Origin of the sequence: Corynebacterium suedekumii (assembly GCF_030252185.1) — a bacterium.
GTDB classification, from domain to species: Bacteria; Actinomycetota; Actinomycetes; order Mycobacteriales; family Mycobacteriaceae; genus Corynebacterium; species Corynebacterium suedekumii.
The window spans coordinates 553,847-570,951 of sequence record NZ_CP126970.1 but is presented as its reverse complement, the minus strand read 5'-3'; the positions used below and the strand labels follow the sequence as shown (position 1 = coordinate 570,951).

At 68.9% G+C, this 17,105-nt stretch carries 13 protein-coding genes and 1 pseudogene; 12 read left to right on the top strand and 2 right to left on the bottom strand.

Going from position 1 to position 17,105, the window contains the following annotated elements; genetic code table 11:
• Nucleotides 1–8: 8 nt before the first annotated feature.
• From QP029_RS02865 to QP029_RS02835, 7 genes are all read left to right on the top strand, one after another.
• Nucleotides 9–725 (top strand): sirohydrochlorin chelatase, encoded by a 717-nt coding sequence (locus QP029_RS02865; protein ID WP_284875367.1) that lies wholly within the window; start codon nucleotides 9–11, stop codon nucleotides 723–725.
• 14 nt (nucleotides 726–739) lie between these two features.
• Entirely contained in the window at nucleotides 740–1,693 is a 954-nt protein-coding gene (locus tag QP029_RS02860) for a sulfite exporter TauE/SafE family protein (RefSeq protein WP_284875366.1), read from the top strand.
• A gap of 10 nt (nucleotides 1,694–1,703) precedes the next feature.
• Nucleotides 1,704–2,126, top strand: a complete 423-nt coding sequence (locus tag QP029_RS02855; protein WP_284875365.1) for a pyrimidine dimer DNA glycosylase/endonuclease V — start codon at nucleotides 1,704–1,706, stop codon at nucleotides 2,124–2,126.
• 105 nt (nucleotides 2,127–2,231) lie between these two features.
• Complete coding sequence (locus QP029_RS02850; protein WP_284875364.1) at nucleotides 2,232–3,854, top strand: AbgT family transporter; 1,623 nt, start codon at nucleotides 2,232–2,234, stop codon at nucleotides 3,852–3,854.
• 15 nt (nucleotides 3,855–3,869) lie between these two features.
• A complete protein-coding gene (locus QP029_RS02845; protein ID WP_284875363.1) occupies nucleotides 3,870–5,213 on the top strand; it encodes a M20 family metallopeptidase in 1,344 nt (447 codons plus the stop codon).
• A 102-nt stretch (nucleotides 5,214–5,315) separates the two neighbouring features.
• Nucleotides 5,316–5,576 (top strand): hypothetical protein, encoded by a 261-nt coding sequence (locus QP029_RS02840; protein WP_284875362.1) that lies wholly within the window; start codon nucleotides 5,316–5,318, stop codon nucleotides 5,574–5,576.
• A 45-nt stretch (nucleotides 5,577–5,621) separates the two neighbouring features.
• The gene (locus QP029_RS02835; protein WP_284875361.1) at nucleotides 5,622–6,203 is read left to right on the top strand and encodes a nucleosidase; all 582 of its coding nucleotides are present in this window, start codon (nucleotides 5,622–5,624) and stop codon (nucleotides 6,201–6,203) included.
• Between the two features lie 9 nt (nucleotides 6,204–6,212).
• On the opposite strand, the gene QP029_RS02830 is transcribed toward QP029_RS02835, so the two are convergent.
• Together QP029_RS02830 and QP029_RS02825 are read right to left on the bottom strand one after the other, a co-directional pair.
• Nucleotides 6,213–7,613 (bottom strand): AI-2E family transporter, encoded by a 1,401-nt coding sequence (locus QP029_RS02830; RefSeq protein ID WP_284875360.1) that lies wholly within the window; start codon nucleotides 7,611–7,613, stop codon nucleotides 6,213–6,215.
• A gap of 45 nt (nucleotides 7,614–7,658) precedes the next feature.
• Nucleotides 7,659–11,102: pseudogene (locus QP029_RS02825) on the bottom strand (proline dehydrogenase family protein).
• Between the two features lie 255 nt (nucleotides 11,103–11,357).
• Here QP029_RS02825 and QP029_RS02820 point away from each other — a divergent pair.
• The 5 genes from QP029_RS02820 to QP029_RS02800 all read left to right on the top strand — a co-directional run bounded on the left by QP029_RS02820 (nucleotide 11,358) and on the right by QP029_RS02800 (nucleotide 16,913).
• Nucleotides 11,358–12,419 (top strand): DUF4272 domain-containing protein, encoded by a 1,062-nt coding sequence (locus QP029_RS02820; RefSeq protein ID WP_284875359.1) that lies wholly within the window; start codon nucleotides 11,358–11,360, stop codon nucleotides 12,417–12,419.
• Nucleotides 12,420–12,603: 184 nt separating this feature from the next.
• Entirely contained in the window at nucleotides 12,604–14,469 is a 1,866-nt protein-coding gene (gene dnaK / locus QP029_RS02815) for a molecular chaperone DnaK (RefSeq protein ID WP_284875358.1), read from the top strand.
• Nucleotides 14,469–15,158: a nucleotide exchange factor GrpE gene (gene grpE / locus QP029_RS02810; protein ID WP_284875357.1), complete on the top strand. Its 690-nt coding sequence runs from the start codon at nucleotides 14,469–14,471 to the stop codon at nucleotides 15,156–15,158. The genes dnaK and grpE overlap by 1 nt, the downstream gene beginning before the upstream one ends.
• Before the next feature lie 99 nt (nucleotides 15,159–15,257).
• Nucleotides 15,258–16,460 carry a molecular chaperone DnaJ gene (dnaJ, locus tag QP029_RS02805; protein ID WP_284875356.1) on the top strand — a complete coding sequence of 401 codons (1,203 nt, stop codon included), beginning with the start codon at nucleotides 15,258–15,260 and terminating at the stop codon, nucleotides 16,458–16,460.
• Between the two features lie 27 nt (nucleotides 16,461–16,487).
• Nucleotides 16,488–16,913: a heat shock protein transcriptional repressor HspR gene (locus QP029_RS02800; RefSeq protein ID WP_284875355.1), complete on the top strand. Its 426-nt coding sequence runs from the start codon at nucleotides 16,488–16,490 to the stop codon at nucleotides 16,911–16,913.
• The last annotated feature ends 192 nt before the right edge of the window (nucleotides 16,914–17,105 follow it).

Below are 17,105 nucleotides of genomic sequence, written 5' to 3'. Positions count from 1 at the left end.
GAGCCACCATGACCGCCCTGATCACCCTCTCCCACGGTTCGCGCCACCCCGGTGCCGAAGCCGGGGTCCGCAGGTTGACCCGCGCCGCCGGCGAGCTTCTCGACGTCGCCGCGGTCGCCGCCCACCTCGACTTCACCGAGCCGTCCCTCCCGGACGCCGCCCGCGCCCTGGCGGAGTGTGGTCACCGCGCGGCGGTCGTCGTCCCCCTCCTGTTCACCCACGCCTTCCACGCGCGCCACGACGTCCCCGCCGCCCTCGTCGAGGCCCGTCACGCCAGCGGCCTCGACCTCCACCTCGCCGACGGGCTGGGCACCGGCGACCTCGTCGCCGAGGTCCTCACCGCCCGCCTCGCCCTCGACGCCCCGGACGGCGCGCACGTCGTGCTCTACCCGGTGGGAACCTCGGACGCGGCGGCAGCGGCGGGCGTCGAGAAGCTCGCCGCAAACGTGGGGGAACGCTCCGGACACAGCATCCAGGTCGTCCCCGCCACCGGCGGGCGCGGCAGCGGGGGAGCGGGCGTCCTGGAGGCCGCCACCGGTCACGACGCCGTGCACCTGCTGCCGCTGTTCGTCACCGACGGACTGCTGCTCGACCAGGTCACCGGGCAACTCGGACGAATGCAGGCCGCCACCGGCACCCGCCTCACCTCGTCCCCGCCCCTGACCACCGACCTGGCCCGCGTCGTCGCCCGACGCCACAGCGCCGTCGCCCCAGCCCTCACCTGAACAGGTCGTCCCCCATGAAAACGCTCATCCTCATCGCGGTCGCGGGCCTGGCGGCCCAGCTTGTCGACGGCGGCCTCGGCATGGGCTTCGGCGCCACGTCGACGACCATCCTCATCCTCCTCGCCGGCCTCGGCCCCGCCCAGGCCTCCGCGGCCGTCCACGTCGCCGAACTGGGCACCACCCTCGTCTCCGGCGTCAGTCACTGGCGCTTCGGCAACGTCGACTGGCGCGTCGTCGTCCGCCTCGCCGTCCCCGGCGCCCTCGGTGCCTTCGCCGGCGCCACCGTCCTCTCCTCCCTGAGCACCGACGCCGCCCGGCCACTCACCGCCGCCATCCTCGCCGCCATCGGTGTCAACCTCATCTGGCGGTTCTCCCGCGGCCGCGTCCGCCGCTCTCTCGACAACCGCCCCCACTCCACCGGCTTCCTCGGTGGCCTCGGCATCTTCGGTGGCTTCATCGACGCCTCCGGAGGCGGCGGCTGGGGGCCGGTCACCACCTCCACCCTCCTCTCCCTCGGACGCACCGAACCCCGCCGCGTCGTCGGTACCGTCAACACCGCCGAATTCCTCGTCACCACCGGCGCCACCCTCGGCTTCGTCGTCGGCCTCTGGGACGAGATGGTGGCCAACCTCGCCGCCGTCCTCGCGCTCCTCATCGGCGGCTCCATCGCCGCACCCGTCGCCGCCTGGATAGTCACCCGCCTCAACCCCGCCGCCCTGGGTGGCGTCGTGGGCACCCTCCTCGTCGTACTCAACCTCCCCGCCGTCCTGGCGTTCATGGGGGTGGAGGGGCCGGCCGTCTGGGTGGTCCGTGGCCTGGTCCTGGCCGTCGGTCTGACGCTCAGCTGGGTCGGTGCCCGCCGTGCCCGCCGTAACGCCCTCGACGCCGTCGTGGTCACCGGCGTCGACGTCGAACCGGCCGGTGGCTCCGGGGCCACGGTGGAGCTGGCGGAGGGACGGGTGCGGTAGGTTTCCCGGCATGAGAATCTGGTCCCTGCACCCCCGCCACCTCGACCAGAAGGGACTCGTCGCCTGCTGGCGGGAGACCCTGCTCGCCCAGAAGGTCCTGGCGGGCGGCACCACCGGGTACCGGAACCACCCGCAGCTGGAACGGTTCCGGGCGGCTCCCGATCCGCTGGCCGCCATCGGTTCCTACCTCCGCGGGATCCACGCGGAGTCCCTGGACCGCGGATACCGTTTCGACGCCGCGAAGATCCTCACAACGGGTGGCTCCGAACAGCTGGAGGTCACCACCGGGCAACTGAGCTACGAGGCCGACCACCTCCGAGCCAAGCTGCTCGTCCGGGATCCCGCGCTCAGTGACCTGCTGCCGGAGGAACCCGAACCGCACCCGCTCTTCCGAGCCGTCCCGGGGGACGTGGAATCGTGGGAGAAGCGGTGACATGTATGGGGGAGCCGTCATGATAAATCGGGGAAATGCCCGGCGATGTGCTGTGATCTGTGCGACAGTATGTCGCAACTGCCAGGATCTCCGAAGGGACAGATCATGAGTACGAAGCACACCACCACCGAGAAGGAACGGCCACGGGAGACGAAGTCCCGTGGCATCGGTGACCGGATCCTCACCGGCATCGAGACCCTGGGCAACAAACTGCCCGAACCGTTCACCCTCTTCCTCATCCTGTTCCTCATCACCGGTGTCGCCTCGACGATCATGGCGATCCAGGGCATCCAGGTGGCGGTCCCGGGGTCCGATGAGGACCTCACCATCCGGGGCCTGTTCACCGGAGAAGGTCTGACCTGGCTGACCACCACCATGGGTGAGAACTACATCGGATTCCCGCCGCTGGTCACCGTCCTGCCGATCCTCCTGGCCACCGGTGTCGCCGAGCGGACCGGCATGCTGTCGGCCCTGATCCGGAAACTCTTCGGCTCCGCCAAGAAATGGATCCTGCCCTACGCCGTCGGCGTGGTGGGTGTGACGGCGTCGATCATGGCGGACGCCGCCTTCGTCGTCGTCCCGCCCCTGGCCGCGATGGTGTTCAAGGCCGCCGGCCGACACCCCGTCGCGGGCCTGCTCGGTGGCTTCGCGGCCGTGGGCGCCGGATACTCCACGGCACTGTTCCCCACCAGCCTCGACGCCCTGTTCGCGGGCATCACCAACGCCGTCATGGCCACGCTGCCGGGCATCGCCACCACCGAGGTCAACCCGGTCTCCAACTACTACTTCAACATCGCCTCCGCGATCATCCTCGGCCTGCTCGCCGGCTTCATCACCGACCGGGTCCTCGAGCCCCGCATGATCCGTCAGGACATCCCCACCGAGGAGTCCCTCGAGGGGGAGGACGCCTCCCAGCGCGGTGACCGTGACACCGAGGGCAACGAGCTCTCCCCGACGCTGACCAGGCAGGAGAACCGCGGTCTCGTCGCCTCCCTGGTGGCGGCACTGGTCCTGACGGTGGTCTTCCTCTGGGCGTTCCTCATCCCGGAGTCACCCTGGCGCAATGAGGAGGGGTCGTTCCTCCCGCAGTCCCCGTTGCTGCAGTCCATCGTGTTCATCGTCTTCGCCTACTTCATGGTGCTCGGCATCGTCTACGGCCTGTATGTGGGCACCGTGACGTCGGTGGCCGACATCGTCGAGATGATGGGGCTGGCCATCAGGGACATGCTCAGCTTCCTGGTGCTCGCCTTCATCCTCGGCCAGTTCGTCGCGCTGTTCGCCTGGACCGGCATCGGTACGTACACCGCGGTCAAGGGGGCGGCGTTCCTCGAGTCGATCGGTCTCACCGGCTTCGGCGCGATCCTCGCGTTCATCGTCCTTGCGTCGCTGCTCAACCTGCTCATCATCTCCGGTTCGGCGATGTGGACGCTCATGGCGGCGGTGTTCGTGCCCATGTTCGCCCTCATCGGTTTCGAGCCCGCCTTCACCCAGGCGGCCTTCCGTGTCGGCGACTCCGCCACCCAGGTGATCACCCCGCTCAATCCGTACATGATCGTCATCCTCGGCCTGCTCCGCCGCTACGAGCCGGAGGCCGGCCTGGGAACCCTGATGTCCCGGTTGGTGCCCTTCGTCATTCCGTTCTGGCTGGCGTGGGCCGGTCTGCTGGCGATCTGGTACTTCGCGGATCTGCCGCTGGGACCGGGTGCAGAGATCTTCCTGCAGCAGTAGGTAGCGTCGACAGTCATGGATGACCGGACCCGCCCCTCGACCGCTTTCCTCGACCACGCCACCGCCGGCATCACCGCGCGGATGGCGCAGGTCACCGCACCCGACGTGCTTCTCGACGCCTATCCGGCCCAGCGCAGCACATGGGCTGCGGCCACCGAGGCCGCTGACGCGCTGGAGCCTGCGCTCACCGAGTTGCTCACGGACCTGCACGCCCACCCCGAACTCGCCTTCGAGGAACACCGTTCCCAGGCGGTGCTGGTCGAGCTGCTGGAATCGCGCGGCTTCACGGTGAAACAGGGTGTCCACGGGGTGGGCACGTCATTGCGCACCAGCTACTCCACGGCAGGTTTCGATCCTGCCCGTCACCGGACCGTCGCGATCATGGCCGAGTACGACGCCCTGCCCGGCATCGGGCACGCCTGCGGACACAACATCATCGCCGCCGCCGGCGTCGGGGCGTTCCTGGCGGCGGTGTCGGCTCTCACGGAGTCGGACACCGACGGCCGCCTCGTCCTGCTGGGCACCCCGGCGGAGGAGGGACACTCCGGCAAGGAGTACATGATCCGGGGAGGGATGCTCGACGGCATCGACATGGCGATCATGATCCACCCCTTCGGCTACGACATCGCCAGCCACGCCTGGCTCGGCCGACGGACCCTCACCGCCACGTTCCACGGCGTCGCGGCGCACGCCAGCTCGCAGCCGTTCATGGGCCGCAACGCCCTCGACGCGGCCTCGCTCGCCTACCAGGCGATGGGCCTGCTCCGACAGCAGATGGCGCCGAGCGACCGGCTGCACGCGGTCATCACCGACGGGGGACACCGCCCGTCGGTCATCCCGGAGACCGCCACCTTGAGCATCTACGTCCGCTCCCTGCTGACCGATTCGCTGGTGGACCTGTCCTCGCGCGTCGACGACATTCTCGACGGCGCCGCACTCATGACCGGCTGCACTGTCGACCGGACCTGGGACGTCCACCCCGCGACGCTGCCCATCCGCAACAACCAGGCGCTCGCCACCCGCTGGACCGACACCCAGGCCCTCCGCGGTCGGGTCGCCGTCCCCGCCGGCATCGTCCCGGATTCGCTCGCGGCCTCGACCGACTTCGGCAACGTCTCCCAGCTGGTCCCGGCCATCCACCCGATGGTCAAGGTCTCACCCTCCGACGTCGCACTCCACACCGCGGCCTTCGCCGAATGGGCCGCCAGCCCGGAGGCCACCCACGCGGCAGTCGACTCGGCGGCCGGACTCGCGCAGGTGGCGCTCGACATCCTCGCCGATGACGACCTCGCCCGCGCAGCCCGGGAGGAATTTGAGGCGGCCGGTGGGACGTTCAGTGTCGCGGAGGAACTGGGGTAGGTCCCGAGAATGCAACAACCCCGAGCACAAGGCTCGGGGTCGTGGGGTAAAGTGCGTCGATCTACATCGACGCTCACTACGTCAAGGCTAGCATCTATCTCAATGAGGGCAAAAGATGAATTGGACGCCATGCTCGGAGCCGCCCGCTTCGAGAAGTACTTCGCCGTTGCAGGCGAAGATGTGGAAAAGGCCGTCCAGTTGTACCGATGGAACACCCGCCTGGCGGGCGCGTTCCACTCCCAGTTGTCCTACTTCGAGGTCCCGACATTTTTCACGCAGGACGGCAGAACTCGCACTGACGATCACCAGCGCCGCCGCGAAGTAACACTGTCATGTCGGGGTGTCCGCCGGTCCGCTCTGTGATGCCGTCGTGAGTTCATCAGAGGTCGAGTCCGTAGACTTCCCGGCATGGATCGAATTCTGTTTGTCGCCGCCGTGTCCGAGGAAGCCGCTCATCTGCCGGAGGGGGCTGATCTGCTGGTGACGGGGATCGGTACGCTGCCGGCGGCGATCACGTTGACGGAGGAGCTGTGCACGCGTCGGGCGGAGGGGCGGCTGCCGGAGCGGATCGTCAACATCGGTACGTGTGGGGCGCTGCGGGATGAGATCCCGAACGGTGTCTACGAGATCGACCGGGTGCACAAGCATGATTTCCAGGTGGTCATGGAGTCGGACATCGCCTTTGATGCGTTGCCGCGGGAGATCACGCCGGCGACCACGGGTCTGTTTCCGACGGCGCAGCTGGCCACGGGGGACACGTTCGTGGAGGACTCGGTGACCCGGGACCGAATCGCCGCCTCCGCTGGTCTGGTGGACATGGAGGGGTACGCGGTCGCGGCTGTCGCGCACCGTTTCGACCTGCCGGTCACGCTGCTCAAGCAGGTCAGTGACCGGGCGAATGAGGAGACCGCACCGGCGTGGGCCGATGCGGTCGAGGGCGGTGCGGTGGAGCTGGCGGGCGCGGTGCGCCTGCTGCTGTCCGAGCGGTAACTACACCGGCTACTCCTCCTTGGTTCCCTCGTCCTCGGTGCGGCGCAGGCGCGGGAAAATGCGGCTGCCGGCCTTGCTGGCGGCGGTGGAACCGGAGGGGCGGGCGGAGGGGTTGCGTCGGCCCATGGAGGTGAGCTTGTCGCGGACGTTCTCGAAGGCCTCGCGGGAGGTGATGGTGCTGCCCTTGGCGGTGGCGATCTCGATGTCGTCGATGGTGATCTCGCCGGCGCGGAGGGCGACGAGTTCGGAGTGGTAGCGGAACCACACGGCGATGGTCGCGGCCACGGGGACGGCGAGGAAGGCGCCGATGATGCCGAAGAGGGTGGAGCCGACGGTCACGGAGAGCAGGACGATCGCCGGGTGGAGGTTCATGGCCTTGGACTGCAGGACCGGCTGGAGGATGTTGCCCTCGATCTGCTGGACCAGGATGATGAGCGCCAGGACGAGCAGGGCGTTGGTGACGCCGTTGGTGACCAGGGCGATGATGACGGCCAGGGCACCGGCGGTGAAGGCACCGACGATGGGGATGAAGCCGGCGAAGAAGGTGATCACGGCGAGGACGAAGGCGAGGGGGACGCCGAGGATGACCAGGCCGATGCCGATGAACACGGCGTCGACGAGCGAGACGAGTGCCTGGGTGCGGATGAAGCTCGCGAGGGTGTTCCAGGTACGGGTGAGCATCTCGGTGAGGTGCCAGCCGGCGTTGGCGCCGGTGTACTTGCGCAACCAGGGGAGGAACTTCTCGCCGTCCTTGAGGAAGAAGAACGTGAGCACGAGCATGACCACGATGGTGACCACGATGGAGGTGGCGGCGGACAGGCCGGTGAACACGCCGGAGGCGATGTTGGAGGACTGTTCGCGGACGTAGCCGACGACGTCGTTGAGGGCGTTCTGGAACTCGCCGAGGTCGAGGTTGAGCGGCGGTCCCTGCGCCCATTCGGTGATCCGGTCGACGCCCTCGGAGGCCTGGTCGACGAGGGTGGCGCCCTGGTCGCGGACGATGGGGGTCATCGCGGCGATGATGCCGCCGAAGACGGCGAAGAAGCCGACGAGGGTGGCCAGGGCGGCCAGCGCCGCGGGCAAGCTGGCCTTGCGGCGCAGGAAGCTGGAGACCGGCCACAGGACGGTGGTCACGAGGATGGCCAGCAGGATCGGCAGGAGGCCGGCCCACACGGCGCCGAGGAGCTTGCCGGCGATGTAGGCGGCGATGACGAAGATGATGAAGCGCAGCGCCCAGCCGGCGGCCCACCGGCCGTCGCGGCCGATGAAGACCGCGCGGTCGGTGACGTCGTCGGCGTCGTTGGGCTCCGGCTTCTCGTCGGAGACGTCCCCGATGATCTCGGAGACGTCCCGCGTGTCGATGCCGCTCTCGCCGGGGACCTGGGGATCTGGATCAAGTGGATTGTTCATGAGAAATCCTATTGTGCCAGATAATCCATATTTGTCAGTGGTGAATCAGGGGCGGTCGATTCCTGTCGTGCCCAGGACGCCGAAACGGTGCATGGTCACCGACAGGGCCTGTTCCAGCAGGAAGGGCAGGAGTTCGCGGCGGCCGTTGGCGAGCACCGGCTGGTCGAGGATGACGGAGCCGGATTCGACGGCCGCCGCCCACAGCGCATCATCCACGGAGCCGAGCGCACGGATCCGGGCACCCTCGTAGCCCTTGACCTCGGCGGCGAAGGCCTCGTCGGAGATGGTCCGGGCGTGGACGCCGGCGCGGGCCAGGTCGGCCGCGGCCTCCACGTCGCCGGAGATGTCCACCGCGGTGCCGGTGCGCAGGGCTGCCAGCTGGAGACGGAGGACGTCGCGAAGCACGGCACCGGAACCCACCCGCACCCGCAGGGGCTGGAGCAGTGGGCGATACCGGAAGATGTTGGCCTCCGAGCGCAGGGCGGTGAGGTCGTGCTCGGCGCCGAATTCCTCGCGCCAGGCCAGGGCGTCGAGTTCCGCGGCGGCGCGCAGCCACCCGAGGTCGTCCTCGGAGACGAGGCCGGCCCAGTCGCGGAGCAGGCCGGCGACGTCGGGGGTCAGCTGCTGCTGTGCGTGGTCGAGTGTGCCCTCGGTCCACGTGCCCTGCTGGGGGACGTAGTTCGGGCCGCCGGCTTTGGCGCCGGCGCCGATGACGGAGTTCTTCCAGCCGCCGAAGGACTGACGCTGGACGATCGCGCCGGTGATGCCGCGGTTGACGTAGGCGTTGCCCACCTCGACGTGGTCGATCCACCAGTCGATCTCGTCCTGGTCGAGGGAGTGCAGGCCGCCGGTGAGGCCGTAGCCGGTGGAGTTCTGCCACTCGGTGGCCTCCTCGAGTGAGGAGGCGTGCATGATGCCCATGACGGGGCCGAAGCACTCGTTGGTGTGGAACCAGGAGCCGGGGGCGACGTGGTCGCGGATGCCCGGGGACCAGAACAGGCCCTCCTCGTCGAGCTGCTTCGGCTCGAGCAGCCATGTCTCCTCACCGTCGAGTCGGGTCAGGCCGCGCTTGAGCTTGTCGCCGGGCGGTTCGATGACACCGTTCATGGTGGTGGAGATGTCGGTGCCGGGGCCGACGCGCAGGGTGGACACGGCGTCGACGAGCTGGGAGAGCAGGCGGTGGGAGTCCCCGGCCTGGCCGACGAGGATGACCAGGGAGGAGGCGGAGCATTTCTGGCCGGAGTGGCCGAAGGCGGACTGGTAGATGTCCGCGACCGCCAGATCCGGGTCGGCTGCCGGGGTGACGATGATGGCGTTCTTGCCGGAGGTCTCCGCGCTCAGCTCCATCTCGGGGCGCCAGGAGCGGAAGAGGGCGGCGGTCTCGGAGGCGCCGGTGAGGATGACGTGGTCGACGTCCTCGTGGGAGATGAGGCGCTGGCCGGCGTCGGCCTCGTCGGCGCGCACGAGCTGGACCAGGTCCTCGTCGATGCCGTGGGCGGCGAGGCCGCGGTGGACGGCGTCGACCATGACCTGCGAGCAGGCGACGACCTGCGGGGCGGGCTTGATGATCACCGCGGACCCGGCCGCCAGCGCGGAGAGTACGCCGCCGGTGGGGATGGCGACGGGGAAGTTCCACGGCGGAGCGACGACGGTCACCTGGTGCGGGGTGAACACGGAGCGTGCCCGGTCGAGCTGGCGGGCGGACTCGGCGTAGTAGGTGGCGAAGTCGATGGCCTCGGAGATCTCCGGGTCGGACTGGTCGACGGTCTTGCGGCCCTCGTGGGCCATGACGGTGACCAGGTCGCCGCGCGCGTCGGCCAGTTCGTCGGCGATGGTGTCGAGGACGGCGGCGCGTTCGGCCCCGCTTCTCGACGCCCACCCCTTCCGCGAGTTCTGCGGCGCGCCCCACGGCGGCGTCGACACGCGCCGGGTCGGTGACCTCCTCCGCGTCCGCCGGCTGTGGCTCGGCGGCCAGCGCGTCCAGGGCCCACGCCCGGTTGGCGCGCAGGGCGGGGTCGGTGTCGGGTTCGTTGACGAAGCGGCCCGTCTTCGGTGCCTGCCGGCCGGATTCGGCGGTGCGGTCCTGGGTACGGCGGGAACCGGCGAAGGTGGACCAGCGGGTCTCCACGGCGCGGCGGAGCACATCCTCCTGCAGGTCGAGCGGGGAGGGTCTGGGCCCTCCACCTCGGGGGCGAACATCGCGTGGAGGAAGTTCTCCTCCGAGGCGTTCTCCTCGAGGCGGCGGACCAGGTAGCTCACGGCGACGTCGAAGTCCTCCTTGTGCACCACCGGGGTGTACAGGATCATCCGGCCGAAGACCTCGTGGACCGCGCGGGCCTGCTCGGGGGCCATGCCCTGCAGCATCTCCGCGTCGACCTGGCGCTCCACGCCGCGGGCGACCGCGAGTTCCCAGGCGAGGGCGACGGTGAAGAGGTTGTGACTGGCCACGCCGATGCGGATGTTGTCAGCGTGCTCGGGGCGCAGGACCCAGTCGAGCAGACGCAGGTAGTTCGCGTCCACCTCGTCCTTGGTCTGGTACGGGGCCTGGGTCCAGCCGTGGACCTCCGCCTCGACCTTCTCCATCGAGAGGTTCGCGCCCTTGACCAGGCGGACCTTGATCGGCGCACCACCGGCCCCGACACGGGTGGCGGCGAACTCCGCCAGTTCCTGCAGCGCGTCGAAGGTGTCCGGCAGGTAGGCCTGGAGCACGATGCCGGCCTCAAGGTCCCGGAACTCGTCCTCGTCGAGCAGCTCGGTGAACAGGCGGATGGTCAGGCGGAGATCCTTGTACTCCTCCATGTCCAGGTTGATGAACACGCCCGCCTCGGCGGCCGCCCGGTAGATGGGGCGCAGCTGATCCTTGAGCCGCACCAGGGAACCCTCCAGGTCCCACGGGTTGAGCTGCGCGCACAGGCTCGACGCCTTGACGGAGACGTAGGTGACGCGCGGGTTGTTCACCAGCGCGAGGGTGCGCTCGCGGCGGCGCTCCGCTTCCTCGTCACCGAGGACCGCCTCGCCGAGGAGGTTGAGGTTGAGTTCCGTGCCCTCGTCGGACGCCTTGTCCAGCAGCTTGTCCAGCGCCTTACCGTCGGCGTCGAGCACGAGGTGGCCGACCATCTGCCGCAGTCTCGCCCGGGCCAGTGGCATCACCACCTGGGGGAGGACCCGGCCCATGATCCCGCCCAGTTTCAGGGCGGAATTATTGAGCGTGCCCAGGAAATCCGGCCCGGCGGGCATCCGGGCCAGGGCGCTGGCGGCGGTGCGGTCATCCTCCGGGCGGGCGACCCGGTCGACGAACTCCATGGTGAACTGCACGCCCTCCGGGTCACGGACCAGGGCGGCGAGCTGCTCGGTGGCGGAGGTGCCGCCGGCATCCGCGTCGGTCTCCTCGAGCCACGCGCGGGCGCGTTCCACGGCGGCGGGCAGGACGGTCTCGACGTCGCCCCGGTAGGTGTCGTTCTGGTTGTTGGTGGTGTTGTCGGTGGACATGCTGGGTCCTCTCGGAAGTGTGCTGAACAGGTGTGGGTACGGGTGTTCAGCGCACGACCGGCGGACGGTCGCTGGCATGTCGGGTGCGGGTTCGATGGTCGTTCACGGCCGTGCACCGCCTTTCCGTTCACGCGCCCGCTGATCGCCCCTGGGTGTGGGCGAGATATGTGACGGGCGTTACTGTCCGCCGAGTATACGGATGAATCCACATCTGCTGGTGGGCGGGGAGGGGCCTGGTCTGTTTTCATGGGGGCCATGGATGTCCTCGCGTTCTCCACGGTGCCCGCCGTTCCCGACGGGGGTGATGGGGTGGAGGTGATCACGGAGCCGGCCGCCCACATCAGTGAGGCGCTGGCCGACCTGGCCGACGCCGGTCTCACCGTCACCGGCCCGTCGGTGACCATGACGCATCCGCTGGCCCGGCACCTCTCCCGCACCGCGGTCATCCACCGTTTCGAGCGCCCCGCGGACTACACCGCCCGCGGTCTCGTGGAGTTCGCCGCCTGGGCCATGGACCTCAACTGTGTGTTCCGCATCGGCAACGGCCCCTTCCGCAACGTCGACGGCGAGAATCTGCTCGCGCCGGGCAACGAGGTCAAGGTGCCCGTCCATCCGGAGGCGCGCAACCGGCGCCTGCGCAACCTGCGGAGCCTGCGGGAGGCCGGCTACTACCTCAACGAGGAACTGCCGGCCGTGCCCGCCGACGCGGAACTCATCCTCCGCGATCCCGCCGAGGTGACCCACCGGCTGTGTGCGCTGTCCGTCATCGCGGTCGCCGCAGGGCACCTCCTCCGGGGGTATCTCCCGCCGGCCGACGACCTCATCGCGGGGGTGGACCTGCGTTTCACCGCCCGGGAGCAGGGCTTTCTCGATGCGATCTTCAGCGGCCGCACCGGGGTCACGCCCGCCCTGACCGCCGAGGCCGTCACCTTCCGGGACGCCGCCTTCGCCGCCGAGGCGCTCGGCTGGGCCCTGACGCTTGTCGACGCCCCTCCCTCCCGCACCACCGCCTGGTCCTTCACCGCCGACGACTGGCGTGACGCCACCGACCCCGCCCTGCCGGGCGAGGTCCTCGACGCCGGCTGCGCCGTCGTGCTCGCCGGCACCGGGGTGCTGCGTGACCCGTCCCGGATCCTCGAGGCCCTCGACCTGGTGCATGTGGTCCACCACAGCCTCGAGGTGGGGGCAGGGGCCGGGGTGGGGGAGTATGACTGGGCGACCGGCTCCCTGCCGCTCGTCGCCCGTGCCTGGACCCGGGCGCTGGCGTGGATCTGCGCGCCGGGCAGCGGGTGGGGTGAGGCGGAGAGGTTGATTTAGGGTCTGTGGCCTGGAGAGAAGAAGAAAGTTGAGTCGATCGGGAACAACTTCGGCGCGTGGCCCGTTGTACCGAGTGTCAGATTGAGTGCGGTCGACTCAAGGCGCCTGGTACAGTGGGCGTCGTAAAGTTGAGCCGCAGGCAGTCAACTTCAAGCGAAACCCACAACAGGAGGAAACACACATCATGGGACGTGCAGTAGGAATTGACCTCGGTACCACCAACTCGGTGGTCTCCGTTCTGGAGGGCGGCGAGCCCGTCGTCATCGCCAACGCCGAAGGCTCCCGGACCACCCCGTCCGTCGTCGCCTTCGCCAAGAACGGCGAGGTCCTCGTCGGCCAGTCCGCCAAGAACCAGGCGGTCACCAACGTCGACCGCACCATCCGCTCCGTCAAGCGCCACATCGGCACCGACTGGAACGTCGACATCGACGGCAAGGAGTACACCCCGCAGGAGATCTCGGCCCGTACCCTCATGAAGCTCAAGCGGGACGCCGAGGCCTACCTGGGCGACGAGGTCACGGACGCCGTGATCACCGTCCCCGCCTACTTCGAGGACGCCCAGCGTCAGGCCACGAAGGAAGCCGGCCAGATCGCCGGCCTCAACGTGCTGCGCATCGTCAACGAGCCCACCGCCGCCGCCCTGGCCTACGGCCTGGAGAAGGGCGACAAGGAGCAGACCATCCTGGTCTTCGACCTCGGTGGCGGTACCTTCGACGTCTCGCTGCTGGAGATCGGCGACGGTGTCGTCGAGGTCCGTGCGACCGCCGGTGACAACAAGCTCGGTGGCGATGACTGGGATCAGCGCATCGTCGACTGGCTGGTGGAGAAGTTCAAGTCCTCCCACGGCATCGACCTGACCAAGGACAAGATGGCCCTGCAGCGTCTGCGCGAGGCCGCCGAGAAGGCCAAGATCGAGCTGTCCTCCTCCCAGCAGGCCTCCATCAACCTGCCGTACATCACCGTCGACTCCGAGAAGAACCCGCTGTTCCTCGACGAGACCCTGTCCCGCACCGAGTTCCAGCGCATCACCCAGGACCTCCTGGACCGCACCAAGGAGCCCTTCAACCAGGTGATCAAGGACTCCGGTATGTCGATCTCCGACATCGACCACGTGGTCCTCGTCGGCGGCTCCACCCGTATGCCGGCCGTGACCGACATGGTCAAGGAGCTCACCGGTGGCCGCGAGCCGAACAAGGGCGTCAACCCGGACGAGGTCGTCGCCGTCGGCGCCGCCCTGCAGGCCGGCGTTCTCCGCGGTGAGGTCAAGGACGTGCTGCTGCTCGACGTCACCCCGCTGTCCCTCGGCATCGAGACCAAGGGTGGCGTGATGACCAAGCTCATCGAGCGCAACACCACCATCCCGACCAAGCGGTCGGAGACCTTCACCACCGCCGAGGACAACCAGCCCTCCGTGCAGATCCAGGTCTTCCAGGGTGAGCGCGAGATGGCCACGGCCAACAAGCTGCTCGGCTCCTTCGAGCTCGGCGGCATCGCCCCGGCACCGCGTGGTGTCCCGCAGATCGAGGTCACCTTCGACATCGACGCCAACGGCATCGTCCACGTCACGGCCAAGGACAAGGGCACCGGCAAGGAGAACACGATCAAGATCCAGGACGGTTCCGGCCTGTCCCAGGAGGAGATCGACCGGATGGTCAAGGACGCCGAGGCCCACGCCGAGGAGGACAAGAAGCGCCGCGAGGAGCAGGAGACCCGCAACAACGCCGAGTCCATGGTCTACCAGACCCGGAAGTTCATGGAGGAGAACTCGGACAAGGTCTCCGAGGACATCAAGACCAAGGTCGAGGAGGCCGCCACGGAGGTCGACGAGGCCCTCAAGGGCGATGACCTCGACGCCATCAAGGCCTCCGTGGAGAAGCTGTCCACCGAGTCCCAGGAGATGGGCAAGGCCATCTACGAGGCCGAGGCCAACGCCGGCGCCACCCAGGCTGACGCACCGACCGCCGACGACAACGTCGTCGACGCCGAGGTCGTCGAGGACGAGACCCCGACCGACACCACCGACACCGACACCGGTGAGGAGAAGAAGTAATGACCCGACCCGACCCGATGCCCGATAACCCGGGCGACCAGGACCAGACTGACCCGGAGGTGACCACTCCGGATCGTGCGGAGGAGGCCGCCGACGAGGCGGCACGGGCCGCCGACGAGGATCCCGAGGCGACCGTCGGCCAGCCCGACGGTGACGTCGACCCGGCCGTCGAGGCCGAGATCGAGCAGGCCCTCGCGGACATCGACGCCGAGTTCGAGGAACGGACCAACCCGGACCACGACGGCGACGGAGAGGTCACCGACATCGAGGCCCAGCTCGCCGAGCGGACCGACGACCTCAAGCGCGTGAGCGCCGAGTACGCCAACTACCGTCGGCGCACCGAGCGGGAGCGCCAGGGCATCATCGACACCGCCAAGGCGTCGGTGCTGACCAAGCTCCTGCCGGTCCTCGACGATCTCGACCTGGCCCGCCAGCACGGCGACCTGGAGACCGGACCGCTCAAGGCCCTCGGTGACAAGCTCACCGAGACCCTCACCGGCTTCAAGCTGGAACCCTTCGGCGCCGAGGGCGACGCCTTCGACCCGGAGATCCACGAGGCCGTGCAGGACCTGTCCGCCGGCGAGGACAAGGCCGTCGGCACCGTCCTGCGGCGCGGTTACCGCGTCGGCGACCGCCTGGTCCGCACCGCGATGGTCATCATCGCGGACCCGGCCCCGGCCGCCGAATAGCACCACCCTGCTTCACCACCGCGCCGCCGCTGACCGGCGGCGGCGCCCCTATTCCCACAACTCAAGACACCAACTCTCAAGGAAAGGAGGAGATGCCCAGTGACTGTTCATCGTGAATGGGCAGACAAGAACTACTACGCGGATCTGGGGGTCTCCTCATCCGCATCCGCCGAGGACATCAAGAAGGCCTACCGGAAGCTCGCCCGGGAGAACCACCCGGACAAGAACCCCGGTGACAAAGCTGCCGAGGACCGCTTCAAGAAGGCGGCCGAGGCCTACGACGTCGTCGGTGACGCGGAACGTCGCAAGGAGTACGACGAGCTGAAGTCCATGCTCCGCGGCGGCGGATTCGGTGGCTTCGGCGGAGGCGGAGGTGCCGGATTTCCCGGCGGGTTTCGTCAGACGACGGAGGACTTCGACGTCTCGGACATCTTCGGACAGCGCGGATCGCGAGGATCCGGTGGAGGATTTTCTGAGGACGGCGGCCTGGGCGATATCTTCGGTGGCCTTTTCAACCGCGGCGGCGGTCCTCGCCACGCAGCTCGGCCGACGCGGGGGGCCGACGTCGAAACGGAGATCACCCTGGACTTCCGGGAAGCGGCCACAGGGACCACGCTTCCGCTCCAGCTGAGCGGCGAGGCCCCCTGCAACACCTGCCACGGCTCCGGCTCGAAGTCCGGTCACCCCACCACCTGCCCGGTGTGTTCCGGAACCGGCTTCACCAGCGAGAACAAGGGCGCCTTCGGGTTCTCCGCGCCGTGCACCCACTGCGGCGGCAGCGGCGAGGTCATCACCGACCCCTGCCCGACCTGTCAGGGCTCCGGCACCGTCCACCGCACCCGCTCCATCACCGTCCGCATCCCGGCCGGGGTCATCGACGGGCAGAAGGTCCGCCTCGCGGGCCAGGGTGAGGCGGGGCCGAACGGAAAACCGGCCGGCGACCTCTTCGTCACCGTCCACGTCCGGCCCGACAAGGTGTTCACCCGCTCGGGCGACGACCTGGAGATCACCATCCCGGTGTCCTTCGCGGAGCTCGCCCTCGGCGACACCGTCACGGTCCCGACTCTCGACGCCCCGGTGAAGGTCAAGGTGCCCGCCGGCACGCCCAACGGCCGCACCCTGCGGGTCCGCGGCCGCGGTGTGCCCAAGCGTGGCGACGCCGCCGGGGATCTCCTGGTCACCGTCGAGGCGACGGTGCCGAAGAATCTCGACGCCGCCGCCACCAGTGCCCTGCGTGCCTACGCGCAGGCCGAGAAGGAGTCCGGTTTCAACCCCCGCGCGGGCTGGGCCGGCAACGCCTGAGACACCAGATGAAGGAGGTGAACGGACATGGCGGACCAGGATAAATCGGCGACCAACGACCTCGGAGAGGTGTTCGTCATCTCGGTCGCGGCGGAGCTGGCGGGCATGCACGCCCAGACGCTGCGCACCTACGACCGCATCGGGCTGGTCACCCCGGCCCGCACCCGGGGCGGCGGCAGACGCTACTCCCGCCGGGACATCTCCATGCTGCGGAAGATCCAGCGGCTGTCCCAGGATGAGGGCGTCAACCTCGCCGGCATCAAGGCCATCATCGAACTGACCCAGGACAATGACCGCCTGCGGGCCGAGCTCGACGAGGCACGGGAGGAGAATCAGCTGCTGCGCACCCGGGTGGCCCGGCAGCAGAACGGCCGGCGCCGCGGCGAGCTGGTCCACGTCCCGCGCTCCACGGCGCTGGTGATGTGGGAGCCGCGGGCGGCGGGGCGTCGATAAGCGGGACTTCCCAACCCTGCGGGGGTGGGGGTGGCCGCTGACGCCGGGTCCTGCGGGGGAGCGCAGGTGAACCGCCTGCCAATGTTGCTAATTCCCCCCTTTGCAGGAGGGGTGGCACAGATCTTCGCAAATGTGGCGCGGAGCACAGTAGGGTGTGGGTACCGTCACACGGACCAACCATCACGCTCCAGC

What these genes read in the sequence shown, in the direction of transcription:
- QP029_RS02865 (WP_284875367.1), top strand. Translation starts at nt 9, where the DNA reads ATGACCGCCCTGATCACCCTCTCCCACGGTTCGCGCCACCCCGGTGCC.
- QP029_RS02860 (WP_284875366.1), top strand. Translation starts at nt 740, where the DNA reads ATGAAAACGCTCATCCTCATCGCGGTCGCGGGCCTGGCGGCCCAGCTT.
- QP029_RS02855 (WP_284875365.1), top strand. Translation starts at nt 1,704, where the DNA reads ATGAGAATCTGGTCCCTGCACCCCCGCCACCTCGACCAGAAGGGACTC.
- QP029_RS02850 (WP_284875364.1), top strand. Translation starts at nt 2,232, where the DNA reads ATGAGTACGAAGCACACCACCACCGAGAAGGAACGGCCACGGGAGACG.
- QP029_RS02845 (WP_284875363.1), top strand. Translation starts at nt 3,870, where the DNA reads ATGGATGACCGGACCCGCCCCTCGACCGCTTTCCTCGACCACGCCACC.
- QP029_RS02840 (WP_284875362.1), top strand. Translation starts at nt 5,316, where the DNA reads ATGAGGGCAAAAGATGAATTGGACGCCATGCTCGGAGCCGCCCGCTTC.
- QP029_RS02835 (WP_284875361.1), top strand. Translation starts at nt 5,622, where the DNA reads ATGGATCGAATTCTGTTTGTCGCCGCCGTGTCCGAGGAAGCCGCTCAT.
- QP029_RS02830 (WP_284875360.1), bottom strand. Translation starts at nt 7,613, where the DNA reads ATGAACAATCCACTTGATCCAGATCCCCAGGTCCCCGGCGAGAGCGGC.
- QP029_RS02820 (WP_284875359.1), top strand. Translation starts at nt 11,358, where the DNA reads ATGGATGTCCTCGCGTTCTCCACGGTGCCCGCCGTTCCCGACGGGGGT.
- dnaK (WP_284875358.1), top strand. Translation starts at nt 12,604, where the DNA reads ATGGGACGTGCAGTAGGAATTGACCTCGGTACCACCAACTCGGTGGTC.
- grpE (WP_284875357.1), top strand. Translation starts at nt 14,469, where the DNA reads ATGACCCGACCCGACCCGATGCCCGATAACCCGGGCGACCAGGACCAG.
- QP029_RS02800 (WP_284875355.1), top strand. Translation starts at nt 16,488, where the DNA reads ATGGCGGACCAGGATAAATCGGCGACCAACGACCTCGGAGAGGTGTTC.